14 protein-coding genes are annotated in these 15,395 nt (G+C 74.9%); 7 read left to right on the top strand and 7 right to left on the bottom strand.

Annotated elements, in window-relative coordinates; genetic code table 11:
• On the bottom strand, positions 1-499 hold a 499-nt coding region (locus AA75_RS37985), incomplete at its 3' end, for an EsaB/YukD family protein (RefSeq protein WP_033825000.1).
• Entirely contained in the window at positions 496-4,440 is a 3,945-nt protein-coding gene (gene eccCa, locus AA75_RS37990) for a type VII secretion protein EccCa (RefSeq protein WP_082527144.1), read from the bottom strand. The genes eccCa and AA75_RS37985, both read right to left, overlap by 4 nt.
• Before the next feature lie 450 nt (positions 4,441-4,890).
• Between eccCa and AA75_RS52935 the strand changes: the two genes are divergently transcribed.
• On the top strand, positions 4,891-5,628 hold the full coding sequence (locus AA75_RS52935; RefSeq protein ID WP_082527139.1) for a hypothetical protein: 738 nt from the start codon (positions 4,891-4,893) through the stop codon (positions 5,626-5,628).
• 3 nt (positions 5,629-5,631) lie between these two features.
• Positions 5,632-6,282, top strand: a complete 651-nt coding sequence (locus AA75_RS52940) for a Fic family protein (RefSeq protein ID WP_082527140.1) — start codon at positions 5,632-5,634, stop codon at positions 6,280-6,282.
• 29 nt (positions 6,283-6,311) lie between these two features.
• Here AA75_RS52940 and AA75_RS38000 read toward each other — a convergent pair whose 3' ends face one another.
• From AA75_RS38000 to AA75_RS50315, 4 genes are all read right to left on the bottom strand, one after another.
• Complete coding sequence (locus AA75_RS38000) at positions 6,312-6,746, bottom strand: ATP-binding protein (RefSeq protein ID WP_368666632.1); 435 nt, start codon at positions 6,744-6,746, stop codon at positions 6,312-6,314.
• Between the two features lie 504 nt (positions 6,747-7,250).
• Positions 7,251-8,465 carry a PP2C family protein-serine/threonine phosphatase gene (locus AA75_RS38005; RefSeq protein ID WP_033825003.1) on the bottom strand — a complete coding sequence of 405 codons (1,215 nt, stop codon included), beginning with the start codon at positions 8,463-8,465 and terminating at the stop codon, positions 7,251-7,253.
• A gap of 188 nt (positions 8,466-8,653) precedes the next feature.
• Complete coding sequence (locus AA75_RS51210) at positions 8,654-8,809, bottom strand: DUF6131 family protein (RefSeq protein ID WP_199520513.1); 156 nt, start codon at positions 8,807-8,809, stop codon at positions 8,654-8,656.
• Positions 8,810-8,857: 48 nt separating this feature from the next.
• Positions 8,858-9,028, bottom strand: a complete 171-nt coding sequence (locus AA75_RS50315) for a hypothetical protein (RefSeq protein WP_158515638.1) — start codon at positions 9,026-9,028, stop codon at positions 8,858-8,860.
• Between the two features lie 146 nt (positions 9,029-9,174).
• On the opposite strand from AA75_RS50315, the gene AA75_RS38010 reads away from it, so the two are divergent.
• Entirely contained in the window at positions 9,175-10,860 is a 1,686-nt protein-coding gene (locus AA75_RS38010) for a diacylglycerol kinase family protein (RefSeq protein ID WP_051814122.1), read from the top strand.
• Positions 10,860-11,378, top strand: coding sequence for a hypothetical protein (locus AA75_RS38015; protein ID WP_051814123.1), 519 nt, complete (start codon positions 10,860-10,862; stop codon positions 11,376-11,378). The genes AA75_RS38010 and AA75_RS38015 overlap by 1 nt, the downstream gene beginning before the upstream one ends.
• A 99-nt stretch (positions 11,379-11,477) precedes the next feature.
• Here the strand turns inward: AA75_RS38015 and AA75_RS38020 are convergent, their stop codons facing one another.
• Positions 11,478-11,843, bottom strand: a complete 366-nt coding sequence (locus AA75_RS38020; protein ID WP_033825004.1) for a PRC-barrel domain-containing protein — start codon at positions 11,841-11,843, stop codon at positions 11,478-11,480.
• A gap of 364 nt (positions 11,844-12,207) precedes the next feature.
• On the opposite strand from AA75_RS38020, the gene AA75_RS38025 reads away from it, so the two are divergent.
• The 3 genes from AA75_RS38025 to AA75_RS46575 form a co-directional block, all read left to right on the top strand.
• On the top strand, positions 12,208-12,852 hold the full coding sequence (locus AA75_RS38025) for a GAP family protein (RefSeq protein ID WP_033825005.1): 645 nt from the start codon (positions 12,208-12,210) through the stop codon (positions 12,850-12,852).
• 191 nt (positions 12,853-13,043) lie between these two features.
• Complete coding sequence (locus tag AA75_RS38030) at positions 13,044-14,204, top strand: glutamate--cysteine ligase (protein ID WP_082527141.1); 1,161 nt, start codon at positions 13,044-13,046, stop codon at positions 14,202-14,204.
• A 403-nt stretch (positions 14,205-14,607) separates the two neighbouring features.
• Positions 14,608-15,395 (top strand): thiamine pyrophosphate-binding protein (locus AA75_RS46575; RefSeq protein ID WP_255369541.1); only part of this gene is annotated, 788 nt, incomplete at its 3' end.

Here is a 15,395-nt window from a genome sequence, read left to right on the forward strand (position 1 = left end):
CCAGGAGCACCGCGACGGCTCCCGCGGCCGCCGCGGTGGCCGGACCGGGACCGCGGCCGAGCAGGGCCGCCGCCAGGGCGAGCAGGGCCAGGGCGGCCAGGGCCAGCGCCATCAGCCGGGTGGAGCGCGGCTGCCAGCGGCCGGGCCGGTCGGAGACCACCTGCGCGACCCCGTCGGCGAGGTCGTCGAACTGCAGGGCGGGCAGGGCGGCTTCGGCGGGCCGCAGGTGCAGCACGTCGCCGTCGCGCAGGCCCAGGCTCTGCGCGGTACCGGCCGGGTCGAACGGGTCCTCGCCCAGCCGCTGCAGCACCCAGGCGGAGCCGGCTCCGGGGGCGGAGCCGGGCAGGGCGTCCAGCAGCAGGGCCTGCAGCGCGGAGACGGTCAGGGTGACGGGGATCGCGAGGTCGCTGCGGCCGGCCGGACCCGCCACGGTGATCCGGCAGACCTCCGGGACGGCGAACGGTTCGCGCAGGGGTGCGGTGCGGGGTGCGGGGGTCACGGGGCGGTCACCAATCCGGTCTGCACGAGCCGGACGGACCGGCGGGTGACGAGTTGGGCGCGTCCGGCGGGCAGCGTGCGCGGCTTCGCCTCGCCGAGGAACTTGCCCTCCTCCTTGGGGTAGGAGAGCAGCAGGGCCGGATTGCCGAGCTCCCACAGGGGCCGCAGCACCGGATCCATCATGGCGCGCATGGCGCCGGAGGTACTGCGGGCGATGACCAGGTGCAGGCCGATCGCGCGGCCGTGCGGCAGCAGCGGCACCAGCGGGGCTAGCGGCGCGCTCTGGCCCGCGGACGCGGCCAGCAGGTCGTAGTCGTCGACGACCAGGAAGAGCAGCGGCCCGCTCCACCAGTCGCGCCGGGCGAGCCGCTCGGGGGTGATGTCGGGGCCGGGGACCCGCCGGCCGAGCGAGACCACGGTGTTGGCGGCGAGCTGCCCGAGCGACTCCCGGTCGACCACGTAGCCGACCCGGTACTCCTCCGGGACCATGGCCAGCAGGCCGCGCCCGGGGTCGGCCAGCGCGATCCGCGCCTGCTCGGGGGTGTACCGGTCGGTGATGGCCCGGATCGCCAGGCGCAGGGCATTGGTCTTGCCGGTCTCGTCGTCGCCGAACACCATCAGGTGCCCGGTGGCCGAGAAGTCGTGCCAGACCGGCTCCAGACGCTGTTCGTCCAGGCCCAGGCAGATCCGCAGGTCGCCTTCGGCGGGCGGGAGTTGCTCGACCGGCAGCCGGCTCGGCAGCAGCCGGACGCCGGGGGCGCCGGGGCCGGTCCAGAAGGTGCCGATCTCGGCGACCGCGGCCTTGGTCGCCTCGGTGAGGTCGGCGGTTCCCGCGTCGCTGTCCAGTCGCGGCAGCGCGGCCAGGAAGTGGTAGCCGGACGGTGTCAGACCACGGCCCGGCTGGTGCGGGACGGCCGCGGCGATCCGGCTGCCCACCTCGGACTCCAGCGCGTCACCGAGCCGCAGTTCGAACTTGGTGCCCAGCATGTCCCGCAGCCGCGGCCGGATCTCCGACCAGCGCACGGCCGAGGCGACCAGGTGGATGCCGAACGACAGGCCGCGCACCGCGAGTTCCATCACCCGCGGCTCCAGGTCGTCGAAGTCCTGGCGCAGGGTGAACCAGCCGTCCACCACCAGGAAGACGTCGCCGTACGGGTCGTCCACCTCGCGCCGCTCGCGCAGCCGCCGGTACGCCGCCATCGACTCCAGGCCGCGTTCGGTGAACTCCCGCTCCCGGCGCTCCAGGAGCTGGGTCAGCTCGGCGATGGTGCGCAGCACCCGGTCGCGTTCCAGCCGGGTGGCGACCGACCCGACGTGCGGGAGGCCGGCGATCGACACCAGCCCGCCGCCGCCGAAGTCCAGGCAGTAGAACTGGACCTCCTCCGGCGTGTGGGTGAGCGCCAGCGACAGGACCAGGGTGCGCAGCAGGGTGGACTTGCCGGTCTGCGGCGCCCCGACCAGGCCCAGGTGGCCGTCGGCCCCGGACAGGTCGGCCACCAGCAGCTCGCGGGACTGCTCGAACGGCCGGTCCACCGTGCCGAGCGGGACGGTGAGGCGCCCCACGCCCGGATGGTCGGCGGCGCTCATGCCGCGCACCGGGTCGGGCACGATACCCGGCAGCAGCTGGTCCAGGCTGGGCGGTTCGGTCAGCGGCGGCAGCCAGACCTGACGGGCCGGCGGGCCGCTGTCCTCCAGCCGCCCGACCAGCACCTCCAGCAGGCTCCCGCTGCCGGACGACTCCCCGGCCGCCCCCGGCTCCCCGCCCGCGGCGCCGGTGCGCGGACCGGGCCGCAGGGCCTCCCCGGCCGGGTCCGGCGGGTCGGACAGCACCGGGCCCTGCCGGTCGAGGCCGAACGCGGTCACCTCGTCGCGGACCCGGGAGGCGAGCTCCGGCTCCTCGTCCGGGCCCACCGGCTCGGGCGCCGGCCCGGACACGTACGCGGCCTTGAACCGCACCAGGTTGGTGGTGTCCACCTTGAGGTAGCCGTGCCCGGGCGCCGACGGCAGCTCGTACGCGCCCGCGACACCGATCACGCTGCGGGACTCCATCGAGGAGAAGGTGCGCAGCGCGAGCCGGTAGGACAGGTGGCCCTCCACCTTGTGGATCCGGCTCTCGTCGAGCCGCTGCGAGGCGAGCAGCAGGTGCACCCCGAGGCTGCGGCCCAGCCGTCCGATCGAGACGAACAGGTCGATGAACTCGGGCTTGCTGGACAGGAGTTCGGAGAACTCGTCGACGATGATCAGCAGTGAGGGCAGCGGGGTCAGCCCGGCTCCCGCGGCCCGCGCCTTCTCGTACTCGAACAGCGAGGAGTGGCCGGACTCCCGCAGCAGCTCCTGGCGGCGGATCAGCTCGCCGTTGATGGAGTCCCGCATCCGGTCGACCAGGTGGATCTCGTCGGCGAGGTTGGTGATCACGGCGGAGGTGTGCGGCAGCCGGTCGAGGTTGAGGAAGGTCGCGCCGCCCTTGAAGTCCACCAGCACCAGGTTGAGCACCTCGGAGGAGTGGGTGGCGACCAGGCCGAGCACCAGGGTGCGCAGCAGCTCGCTCTTCCCGGACCCGGTGGCCCCGATCAGCAGGCCGTGCGGCCCCATGCCGCCCTGCGCGGACTCCTTCAGGTCCAGCTCCACCACCTCGCCCTCCTCGGTCACCCCGAGCGGCACCCGCAGCCGGGCGGACTGCGCCTGCCGCGGACCCCACAGCGTCGGCACGTCGAAGCGGTGCGGGTCCCGGATGCCCAGCAGCGTGGTCAGCTCCAGGTCCTGGTCCAGCGGGCGGTCGAGCAGGTCGACGGCGCCGCCGGTGCGCCTCGGCGCGAGCGTGCGCGCCAGGGTCTCGGCCTCGGCGGGCAGCAGGGCGTCCGCGGTCGCGGAGATGGTGTCGGCGCCGGAGGGGATCTCCACCTGCCGGCCGTGCACGCTCAGCCGCAGCACCTTGGGCCCGCCGGTCATCGCCCCCGTGGCGTCCAGCAGCACCAGGTTGCGCAGGCCGCCGTGGAGCAGCCGGGAGGACTCCGGCAGCCGGACGCCCTGGGCGACGACGACCACGAACGGCTCGGCGATGCTCGGGCCCGCCGCCGGATCGTGGTCCGGCCGGTCCGCGAGGTCCGCACCGAGCAGTTCCATCAGCTCGTCGTGGTCACCGGCGGCCAGCCGGACGGGGCCGGCCGCGTCCTGCTGCGCCGGGTGCGCGGTGTGCGGCAGCCACTTGAGCCAGTCCCACTCCGCGCGGCCCGCCTCGTCGGCGAGCAGCGCGATCTTCAGCTCGTCCGGCGAGTGCAGCACCGCCAGTTGGGCCACCACGGCGCGCAGCAGGTCGAGCGCGGGTTCGCCGTCCCCGGCCAGCTCCACGCTGGTGAAGCGGCGCAGCGCCAGCGGGACGGGCAGCCGTCGCACGGTCTGGTGGGCCTTGGTGAACCGCCGCAGGGACACCGCCGACAGCGGCTCCAGGTCCTCCACCGGCTTGGTCTGCGGCGGGACGAACTCCAGGGCCGCGCGGCGCAGTCCGAGTCCGATCCGGACCTGCCCGAAGTCCTCGTGGCTGGGCCGCCGCTCCCACAGTCGCGGGCCGCGGGCCAGCGCCCACAGCTCGCCGGGCTCGGGGTTGTCCCACAGCAGGGCGGCGCGCTGCCGGTCGGCCGCGGTCCGGGCCTGCCGCCGTTTCTGCGCCAGGTACCGGAGGTAGTCGCGCCGTTCGGCCCGGGTGCGGCGGCGCCGCTCACCGCCGGAGCGCCCGAGCTGGGTGAGCGTCATACTCACCATCGCGACGCCCATCATTCCGGACATCATGTAGGTGGTCGCGCCGGCGGAACGCACGGAGAACATCAGCACCATCGCGCCCGCACCGAGACCCATCGGCAGGTACATCAGCGCGGAGCCGAAATCCATTCCGGCGGGCTCGCCCATCACCGGGGGCTCGGCGAGTTCGACCTCGTCATCCGGCATGGCGGGACTTTCGGCGCGCGGGGCACGCCTGACCAGCAGATTGCTCACGGGAGTTCGTTTCCTTCGTGCGTGGGCACGACAATTCGCATCACGGACTCTAGGTCGGTCCACCCGCCGCTGTAAATGCGATCCGGCGGCGAATTCCCTTTCCCGGGAGTGCTTTTGACCGTTCGGGCAGAACGGCCCCGGAAAGCGAATTGGTGAAAGCTCAGGTAATCCTCAAGAGATTGAGGTCAGGCCGGTCCGGCGCACCACCGGGCGGCTCCGCCGCGAGCGATCCGGGCAGGACTCGGGCATGATCAGGAGGTTTCGGGCCCCGAAACCGCACCCGGCAGCCGGGCGGGCCGGGCGAACCGGGCAATCGGTCCGGACCGCACCGCCCACGGCCGGCGCCCGGACCCGTCCGAAAACCCTTGAGGGTGTCGCGGCCCACCGTGAAACACTCGGCCGATGCCGTACCAACGAGCCCCCCACGACCTCACCTGGGCCGAGGTCGACCCCCGCAGTCACCCCTTCGACGGCCCGTCGGCCCGCGCAGTGGTCGCCGCGCTCGGGCCCGCCCGCGCGGTGCCCGTCCGGCCGGCCGGAGCCGCCGCCGACGGCGCCGTGATCCGCTGGTCCCACGGCGAGGGACGGGCCTGGACGGACACCATGACCGAAGCCCTCGCCGACCACTTCGGCGACTGGGCACTCGGCTGGCGGTGGGCCCACGACGAGGGCGACATCGGCGGCGGACCGGTGGGCGGTTGGTGCTGCCCACGGGATTCGATCACCACCCCGGACGCGACCCTCACCAGGGTCGCGACGGCCCTGTGCGAGTGGCGCACCTGGCTGGAGGAGCTGGCGGGGCACTTCGACCGCTACCGGCTCGACACCGTCCCGGCCGAGGACCGGCAGCAGGTGTGGGAGCGCGCCGCCGTCCACCTGGTCACCCAGGTCGTGGACCGCACCGGCGCCGGAGACGCCTGGTACGGGCACTGCGAGCAGGCGCTCACCTGGTTCCTCACCCGCTGGGGCGTCCCCGCGGGCGAGGCGCAGGCCCTGGTGGCGGAGGCGATCGGCGGACGGTTCGAGAGCTGGACCGGCCCCGAACCCGACCTGCTGGACGACGTCGCGCAGCGCCTCGCGCACGCGCTCGGCGAGGCCGACGCCGACGCCGAGGCCGACGCCGAGGCCGACGGGGCCTGAGCGGTGCCCGACCACCTGCAGACCTGGCTCGCCGTCCGCGAGACGGTCCCCTGGCAGCGGACGCGGGCCACCGCGGGCGACCGCCCGTTCACCCCGGCCCGCGACGGCGCCGTCCACGACATCCGCTCGTTCGACCACGCCCGCGACCCCGAACGGGCGGACGCCCTGCTCGAGGCCCTGGACCGGGTACGGGCGGACGCCGCCGCCGGAGCGCCGCTCACCTGCGACCTGCTCACCGGCTGGCAGCGGACCCTGCTCCGCTCGCGGGACGCGCCGTTCCGCACCCGCCCGGCCTACGCCAAGGCAGGCCGCGAACGGTACGGCATCGCACCGGACACCCGTAGCCGCTTCGAGGACTGCCTGGCCCAGGGCGACGACACCCGGCTCCCGCCCGCCGCCCGGGCCGCGCGGGCCTACCTCGACGTCTGCTTCTTCCACCCGTTCGACGACGGCAACGCCCGCTCGGCCTTCCTCACCCTCACCTTCGTGCTGGCCCGCGCCGGGATCGTGCTCGACCAGGTCGGCCCGATCCGCCGGCTGTCCCGTCGCGCCGACGACCCCGCCGGCGCCCTCGCCCTCGCCGACCTGGTGGCCGTACTGGCCGACACCAGCAGGCGCCGCGGCACCCCGGCGCCCCTGCCGCGGGTGCCGTAGCCGCGGGCCGGGGAGGCCGGCCGTGCGGATCACGCGCGCCGAGGGCCGCCCGGCCGGGTGGGCGGGCGGAAGCAGACCGTGACGGTCTTGCCGGACCGGTCGGTCCGGGCGCGCCAGCCGTCGGAGAGCGCGTCGATCAACGCCAGTCCGCGGCCGGAGGTCGCGTCGGTGCCGGCCTCGCGCGGTCGCGGCGCCTGGGCCGAGCTGTCGTGCACGCTGACGTAGAGGCAGGTGCCGTCCCAGGTGAGCACGAGATCGGCGTCGCTGCGCGCGTGCAGGTGGGCGTTGGTGACCAGTTCGGAGACGGTGAGGACGACCGCGTCCGCGGTGTCGGGGGCGGACACGGTCCAGCCGAGCTCGTCGAGATGCCGGCGGGCCCACACCCGTCCGGCCCGTACGCCGCTGGCGACGGGCAGCGTCCGGGCCCAGCCGAGGGCCTTCATCGCGGGCTCCTGAGCGTTCACGTCCCCGTTCCCTTCCGGTTCGGTCCCCTCCAGTACGGCTGCCCTCCTTCCGTCCGTGCACACCCGGTCCGCCGCGTCCGCCACCCGGGTCCGGACCGGCCGGGCCGCGGGCGTGTCCGGGGCTACCGGCAGGCCGGGTACCGACGAGGTGTACGTCGGCCGGATCCGCCCCGATCAGCAGCCGATCTTCGACGCCTACCGCGAACTCGTGCGTGGCGCACCCGGCCCGGCGGGTCCACCGGTGGGTGGTCGGTGCCCACGATCCGTACCTTCCGGGCTCCGCGACAATCCCCGGTGTGACGGGCGGACTTCCGGGCAGGCGAGCGCCGGCCGGTCGGGGAGGGCCCGGCGGCGATCCACGGGAGGTGCGGACGATGGCGATACTGGGTGTCCTCGCGCTGGCGGTCATGCTCTTCGGCGCCGGGCTCGGCCTGGCGGTCGCCGTCGTCGGGCTGAGCGGCCGGCTCACCGCGTGGCCGCCCCCGCGTCGGCCCCGAAGCGGCCTCAGGGCGTCCAGGCGGGTCCGGTGGTCGGCGGCCCGGTCGGCTGCCACTCGATCATCATGATGGTGGCGTCGTCCGTGAGGGTGCTGTCCTGACGCTCGAGCAGGGCGTGGATGAGGCGCCGGAGCGCCTCCGGCGCGGCCTCGCCCGCCGCGGTCGCACGGATGACGAAGTCCGCGAACCGGTCCAGGCCGAACAGGTCCCCGTCGGCGCCCCTGGCCTCGATGACGCCGTCGGTGTAGAGCAGCAGCCGGTCACCCGGGCGCAGGGTGAAGGTGCGTACCTCGCGTGCCCCGCCGCCGAGGCCGATCAGGCCCATCGGCGGCTCCGCGGGGGCGGCCAGCACGTCGGCGACGACGGTCTGGTCCCGGATCAGCAGCGGTGGCGGGTGTCCGCAGTTGGACCACTGGAGGGTGCCGGTGGCCAGATCGAGCCGCAGGAACACCCCGGTGGCGAACCGGTCGGGGAGCCAGCGGTGCAGCGACTCGTCGATCAGGGCCACCAGGTCGGGCAGGTCGGCGCCACTGCGGCGGGCGTTGCGGCAGGCGGACAGCGCCACGGCGGCCGTCAGCCCGGACGCCAGGTCGCGCCCCATCGCGTCGAGCACGGCGGCGTGCAGGACCCCGGCGGTCAGGGAGTGGTCGAAGGCGTCGCCGCCCAGGTCGTAGGCGGGTTCCAGCACCGCCGTCGAGATGACCTGACTGTTGGCCACGGTCCGCGGCGGCAGGAACGCGCGCAGCATCTCGGCCGGCAGGCTCATCGTCGCGGCGCGGGTACCCCGGGCGTAGCTGTCGCTCGCGTCCCGCTTGGAGGTGATCACCATGGCGAGGACCGCTGCCAGCAGGCGGCACCGGCGCACCCCGGCGGCGTCGAGCCGGGCGGCCCGTACGCCCAGCAACCCGAGGCGTTCGGCGCCGTCGACCATCGGGAACCAGGCCAGCAGCGCGGAGCCCTCCTCGGCCACCCGCAGGGAGCCGGTCCGGTAGGCCCAGCCGGGAACGGTGCCCTCGATGGGGACGCTCGCACCGCCGGCGAGCGGGAAGAGCTGGTGCTGCTGGATGTCCGCGAGGTACACCGTGGCGGTGCCGATACCGAGGGCCTCGGTGTACTTCCGGGCGATCGAGGGCACGTCCGCCGGGTCCTGGGTGCGCTGCACGCCGATGAACTCCTCCAGCAGCTGTTCGCCGAGGACGAGTGGTGAGGTCTGATCGGACATGGCCCCAGCCGAGCCGCTGCCCGGTGCGGCGGTGGCCCGACACGGCGGCAGGGCACCGAAGTTCCACCGGGTGGCGCAGCACCCGCGGCGGGGCCCCGGCCGCGGTCGGCCGGGGCCCGGTGGTGAGTCGGCCCGGTGAGGCCGGCTCAGTCGTGCCGGATCGATGATGCCGGATCGGTGATGTCGGCTCAGTAGTAGTGGCGGCGGCCGCCGACCTCGTGCCCCACCGCGCCCATGATCCACAGGATCAGGCCGATGACGAGCAGGACGACGCCGATGCTCCACAGGATGGAGATGCTGGTGACGAATCCGATGACGAGAAGGATGACTCCCAGGGCGATCATGCTGACCTCCGTTGTCCGCCCCCTGCGAAATTGGTCCAGGTCTCGGTGCTACGGGGCGCGGGTGTCGGCCGCCGGTGCCTCGGCCTCCTCGTCCTCGTCGCCGTCCCGCGCCTTGGCCCGGACCTCCGCCGGGGTGGGCGCCACGACGTTCCGTTCCTCGGCGGACCGCTCGCGCGACTTGTCGTCGGGCTGCGGGGTGTGCTCCTCGGGAGTGGTCACGGCACAGTCCTTTCCGCGGGGCCGGTCCCTTCGGGTGGGACACTCCGCGTCTGCCCGGGCGGCCCGATCCCACACCCTTCGGAGGCGGTTCGAGGCCGTCGTGCGGTGCCGTGGGTGGAATTCCGGCGGCCGGGCAGACGAGGCGCATGACAACAGGGGGAACGTACCTGGTCCGGCGGATCGCGCTGCCGCTGTTCGCACAGACGGTCCTGATGGTGCTGGCCGGCTTCGTGCTCACCCACCCGCCGCTGCACCTGTGGCGTCCGGGGGAGAACGCGGTGACCGACCGGCTCGCCGCGAGCCGCCTCCCCGTTCTCGACACCGTCACCGGCTGGTTCTCCACCGCGGCGAGCACGGCGGCCGTGGTGGCCGTCGTGAGCGTCGCGGTACTGGCGCTGCTGGTGGAGACCCACGGCCGGCGGTGGCGGGAGGCGGCCTTCCTCGGCGGTGCGGTCGCCGCCCAGGCGGCGGTGTTCCTGCTGGCCGCCCTGTGTGTGGAGCGGCCCCGGCCGACCGCGGTACGGCTCGACGCGGCGCCGCCCTCCTCCAGCTTCCCGTCCGGCCACGTCGGCGCGGCGGTCGCGCTCTACGGCGGGATCGCGGTTCTCGCCGTGCTGTGGGTGCGCGGACCGCTGCGGTTTCCGCTCGCCGTCCTGGCAGGGGCGGTACCGGTAGTGGTCGCGGTCAGCCGGCTCTACCGGGGCATGCACCATCCGACCGACGTACTGGCCGGGCTGGTGAACGGAGGCGCCGCACTGTGGATCATGTGGCGGGCCTTCCGGCCCGGCCCGGGCCCGGCCGAGGGGCCCGCGCCGGGCCGGCCGTCACGGGCCGGCCGGGCGGTCGTGGTGTTCAACCCCGTGCTGACCGATGCCCCCACGCTGGCACGGATCGACCGGGTCCTCGCCGACTCCGGCTGGCAGGCGCCGACCCGCACCCCGACCAGCGTCCAGGACCCGGGCCGGGGAGCGGCGGCCGGCGCCGCCGAGGCGGGCGCCGCGCTGGTGGTGGCCTGCGGCGGCGACGGCACCGTGACCGCGTGCGCCCACGCCCTCGCCGGTACGGACACCGCGCTCGCGGTCGTCCCCTGCGGCACCGGCAACCTGCTGGCCCGCAACCTTGGTCTGCCGTCCGACCCGGTGCGGGCGCTGGCCACCGCGCTGCGGGGCGGACCCCGCCGGATCGACCTCGCGCTCGCCGACGGGGACGGCATCACCACCACGGTGGTCAGCGCCATGGCGGGCATCGGCCTGGACGCCGCGACGGTGGCAGGCACCAGCCGCGGGGCCAAGCGCCGCTTCGGGTGGCCGGCCTACCTGCCGCCGCTGCTGCGGCACCTGAGGGACCGGCGGATGCGGCTCACCGTCACGCTGGACGACGCCCCGCCGGTCCACCGCCGGGCCGCGATGGCGGTGATCGGCAACGTCGGTGCGCTCCAGGGCGGTATCCGGCTGCTGCCCGAAGCCCGGCCGGACGACGGCGTGCTCGACCTCGTCCTCGTCCACCCCCGCGGCGTGACCGGCTGGCCCGGGGCGGCGCTCCGGCTGGTCACCGGGCGGGTCGGCAGCCGGGCCGGCGGTGGACCGGACAGCAGTGGACCGGACGGCGGGGCAGCGCCGTTCGAACACTTCAGGGCGCGTCGGATCACCCTCACCGCCGACCGGGACCAGCCCCGGGAGCTGGACGGGGAGTCACTGCCCGCAGGCCGGACCCTGCGGCTGGCCGTACGTCCCGCCGCCCTGCTGGTGTACGCGCCGGCGGCGCCCGGGCCCGACGGGATCGGCAGCCAGCCGATCGACAGCGAGCCCGTCCCGACCGGCCGGGGGCGGTGATGGGTACGGCCACCCGGGTCGGCCGGTGGGGTCGGGGCCGGGCGGGCGACCGGGAGGGGCTCGCCGCCGACGAAGCCGTCACGGCGCTGCGCGCGTACGGTCGGTGGCGGCTGCTGCGGGAGGCCTTCCTGCGCTTCCGCTACGCGGACGGCTTCAGCCACGCACGGGCCCTCGCCTTCCGGACGGTGCTCGCGCTGGTGCCGTTCGCGATCGCCGTGGTCGGCCTCTCGTCCGTGCTGCACACCCAGTGGCTCGGCCGGGTCACCGAGCTGACCGTCGAACGGCTCACCGCGGGCCCGGGCTCCGAGCTGGTCGCGCAGGTGCTGCGGCGCGGCCGGGAGCGGGCGGGGGACGGCGGGAGCGTCGCCGTCCTGGGCGGCTGGCTGCTCGGCCTTGCACTGGTCGCCTCGACCGCCTGGGCATTCGAGGCCTGGCGCCGGGAGAGCGGGCTCCGGACACCGCCACTGCCCGAGGGCCTCGAGCCCGAACTGGCGACCGGTGGCGAAACCCGGGGCTGACACCGTGGGCTGACGGCGCCGCCCGGGCCCGGGCGCACGGCGGAGCGGGCCGCCACCGGTGTCGGTGGCGGCCCGCAAAGCGGGTCCCGCGGAGCCGGGTCAGACGACGGGGCCGCCGTAGAACGGGCCGTAGTAGCCCGCGTAGCGCTCGCGGTAGCCGGTGTCCGAGTCGTGCCGGTCCCGCTCGAACTCCGGGCCGCCCTTGATCTCGTCCTTGGTGCGGTCGACGTAGACCTTCTTCTCGTCCTGCTCGACCCGCACCACGGTGCCGGCCGGGAGCAGGACGTGCCGGCCGAAGATCCACGGCCCGGTGTCCACCACCAGGTACCGCGCGCCGACCTCCTCGGACAGCCTGTCGACCTTGCCGATCGGACCGTCCGTGGCCTCCACATGGAAGCCGACCAGATCGTTGCCGGAGACGTGGCCGGAGGTGCTGCGGAAGTCCCAGATCTCGATGCCGCTCATCGTGTCTCCCTCGCGTTTCGGTGTCCGCCGGACCGGTCCCGGCGTGACGCGCTGTCCGCCCCCGCCTGCCCCGGACCCGGCGGGTGATACCTCCCGGACACCGGCGGTCGGCCGGACCGGGCGCCTCCCGCTCGGGTTCGACCCGAGCGCTCGTCGGCGCCGAGGAACCGGCGCCCGCAGGCGGCCCGACTAGGAGCGGGCCTTCTTTTCGGGTGATCCGGGCGTGGCTGGCTTGACCCGTCCGGCCGGAACGCACAGGGTCGGACCTGCGGCCCAGTCCGCGAACAGTCAGCGAGGCCCCTGCCCGCCGGTGCGCCCGCCCGGGCGTGAAGCGGCCCTGAGCGCGGGACGGACGGATGCGCCGGTGGTCCTCGACCTGGTGGTGATCGGAACGGCCATCACCCTGGGGCCGTTGCACAACAGCGCGTTCATCCTGCTGCTCTCCTCCGGGCGCGGGACCCGCAACGGACTGGCGTTCCTGCTCTCCTGGCTGGCCAACCTCGTCGTAGTGATCACCTGTGTGCTGCTGCTGACCGGCGGCACGCCCCCGGCCCGCCATAGCCAGCCCTCCGTCGCGGCGGTCGCGGCCAAACTCGCCATCGGGCTCGGCCTGGTGCTGTACGGGGAGTACCTGCGCCGCCGGCCGCCCCGTCCGCCCCGGCCGCCGCGCTGGGCCGCCCGGGTCGACCAGGCCAAGCCGGGCAGCGCCGCCGGACTCGCCTGGCTCCTGCAGCCGTGGGCGCTGGTCGGCGCGGGCGCCGCGACGGTCATCGACGCGGACCTGTCCTCCTGGGTGGGCTGGCTCGCCCTGGCCGCCTACTGCCTGCTGGCGTCGCTCAGTCTGATCGCGATGGAGCTTTACGCGGTCCGGGCGCCGCAGGCCGCCGAGGCCCGGCTCAACGCGCTGCGGGCCTGGGTGGAGGGCCATCAGAGCCGGCTGGTGATCACGCTCTCGCTGGCGGTCGGCGTCTGGCTGGTGGCTAGGAGCATCTACGACCTGGCGACCTGAGCCGACCTGGCGACCTGAGCCATGCCCTGGTCGACCTGAGCCGGACCCGGCCGGTGCCGGTCCGTACCGGTGCGTCCGTGCCCCCGGCGCCCCCCGGCGGACCGTCGCCGCGGCGCCTGTACCCGACCGGCGGTCCGGTCCGGGTGGCGCCGGCCAGGTGTGGCCGCCGGGAGGGCGGGTAGCCCGGAGGTATGAGCACTGCCACCGGCGCCGGCGCGCCGGGCGGTGGCCGGGCCGACCCGGAGACGGGCGCGGGGCCGACCATCGGCGTCGAGGAGGAGTACCTGCTGATCGACCCCGACAGCGGCCTGCTCCTGCCACGGGTCGACCCGGTACGGAAGGTCGCCGGGCTGCACCCCGCCGTGCACCACGAGGAACTGCAGAACGAACTGCTCCAGGCCCAGATCGAGATCGCGACCCCGGTCTGCCAGGACCTCGCGGAGGTCGGCGGTCACCTGCTGCGCCTGCGCCACACGCTGGCCGCCGCGGCCGAGGCGACCGGCTGCCGGCTCGCGGCCAGCGGGACGGCCCCCTACGCGCCGACCACACCCCCGGAGATCACCGACGCGCCGCGCTACCACTCCATCCGGCGCGACGTCTCCCGGCTGGCCGACGAGGCGCTGATCAACGGCATGCACGTGCACGTGGCGATACCCGACCCCCGCACCGGCGTCGAGGTGCTCAACCGGCTCCGCCCGTGGCTGCCGGTCCTGACCGCACTGTCGGCCAACTCGCCGCTGTGGTACGGCTCCGACACCGGCTTCGCGAGCTGGCGCACCGTGGTCTTCGGACGCTGGCCGATCAGCGGGATCCCGCCGCACTTCGCGGACGAGCAGGACTACGACCACCGGATCGACCACCTGCTGGAGGCCGGCCTGATCCGCGACCGGGGACAGCTGTACTGGCAGGCCCGGCTCTCGGCCCGGTTCCCGACCGTCGAGCTGCGCGCGATGGACGTCCAGCTGCGCGCCGACGAGGCGGTGATGCTGGCGGGACTGGTCCGTGCGCTGGTGGTCACCGTGATGCGGGACGCGGCCGCGGGCCGCCCCGCGCCGCCGCGGACGCCGGAGAGCCTGGAGGGCGCCGCCTGGCACGCCGCCCGGTACGGCATGGACGGCATGCTGCACGAACCGGCGACCGGACTGTCGCGCCCCGCCGCCGACCTCGCCGGCGACATGCTGGCGCAGCTCGCACCGGTCCTGGAGGAACTGGGCGACACCCGGGCGGTGGCCCCGCTGGTCGAACGCCTGCTGCGGGAAGGCAACGGCGCCGAACGCCAGCGCCGCGAGCTCGCGGAGCACGGACGGTCCGGGCTGGTCGCTATGATCGCGGCGGAGAGCGCGGCAGCCTGAGGGCGGCGGCGCCCGGGCGCGGTGCCGCGCTCCACGCCGCGGCCGCTCGCCCAGCCGGGAGCACACCGGCCCAGGCGGGACTGACAACGCACCGCGACCGACTACGCCCTGACGGCCCACAAGGCGGCGGCCACCGGTGCCGCGCCCGCAACACGGGATTCGCCGAGGAGGCCTCGGGCGCCCGGCCGGAGGCGGGTACGGGCGCTGCGCCGGCTGCACTCCGGGCTGCTCGGCGACTACCTCGTCCGGCCGGCCCCCGGCGCCGCCTCGATCATGGCCGCGCTCGCCGCCCAGGGCTGACCCACAGCGGCCGGGCCCGTGTTTCGGGCGCCCCCGACGGGTGAGACGCCCGAGCGGGGATGCCCTCCCCGCCGGAGAGCCCACGCTGTGAACGGAGCCCACGATGAAGGTCTCGGACTACATCCTCGAACGACTGCGCCAGTGGGACGTCGAGCAGGTCTTCGCCTACCCCGGCGACGGCATCAACGGCCTGCTCGCCGCCTGGGGACGGGCCGACAACAAGCCGCAGTTCGTCCAGGCCCGGCACGAGGAGATGGCCGCCTTCGCCGCCGTCGGCTACGCCAAGTTCTCCGGCCGCACCGGGGTCTGCGCCGCCACCTCCGGCCCCGGCGCGATCCACCTGCTCAACGGGCTCTACGACGCCAAGCTCGACCACGTCCCGGTGGTCGCGATCGTCGGCCAGACCGACCGCAGCGCGATGGGCGGCTCCTACCAGCAGGAGGTCGACCTCCTTTCGCTCTACAAGGACGTCGCCTCCGCGTACTGCGAGATGGTCACCGTCCCCGAGCAGCTGCCGAACGTCCTCGACCGAGCGATGCGGATCGCCGCCACGAGTCGTACGGTCACCGCCGTCATCGTCCCCGCCGACGTACAGGAACTCGACTACGAGCCGCCCGCCCACGCCTTCAAGATGGTCCCCTCCAGCCTCGGCGTCGGCCACTACGCACCGGTGCCCTCCGACGCCGACCTCACCCGCTGCGCCGAGATCCTCAACGCCGGCGAGAAGGTCGCCGTCCTGGTCGGCCAAGGCGCCCGCCACGCCCGCGCCGAGGTCGAGCAGCTCGCCGAAGTCCTCGGCGCTGGCGTCGCCAAGGCCCTGCTAGGCAAGGACGTGCTCCCCGACACCCTGCCGTACGTCACCGGCTCGATCGGGCTGCTGGGCACCCGCCC

Origin of the sequence: Kitasatospora sp. MBT63, from assembly GCF_000710465.2 — a bacterium.
Classification (GTDB): Bacteria; Actinomycetota; Actinomycetes; order Streptomycetales; family Streptomycetaceae; genus Kitasatospora.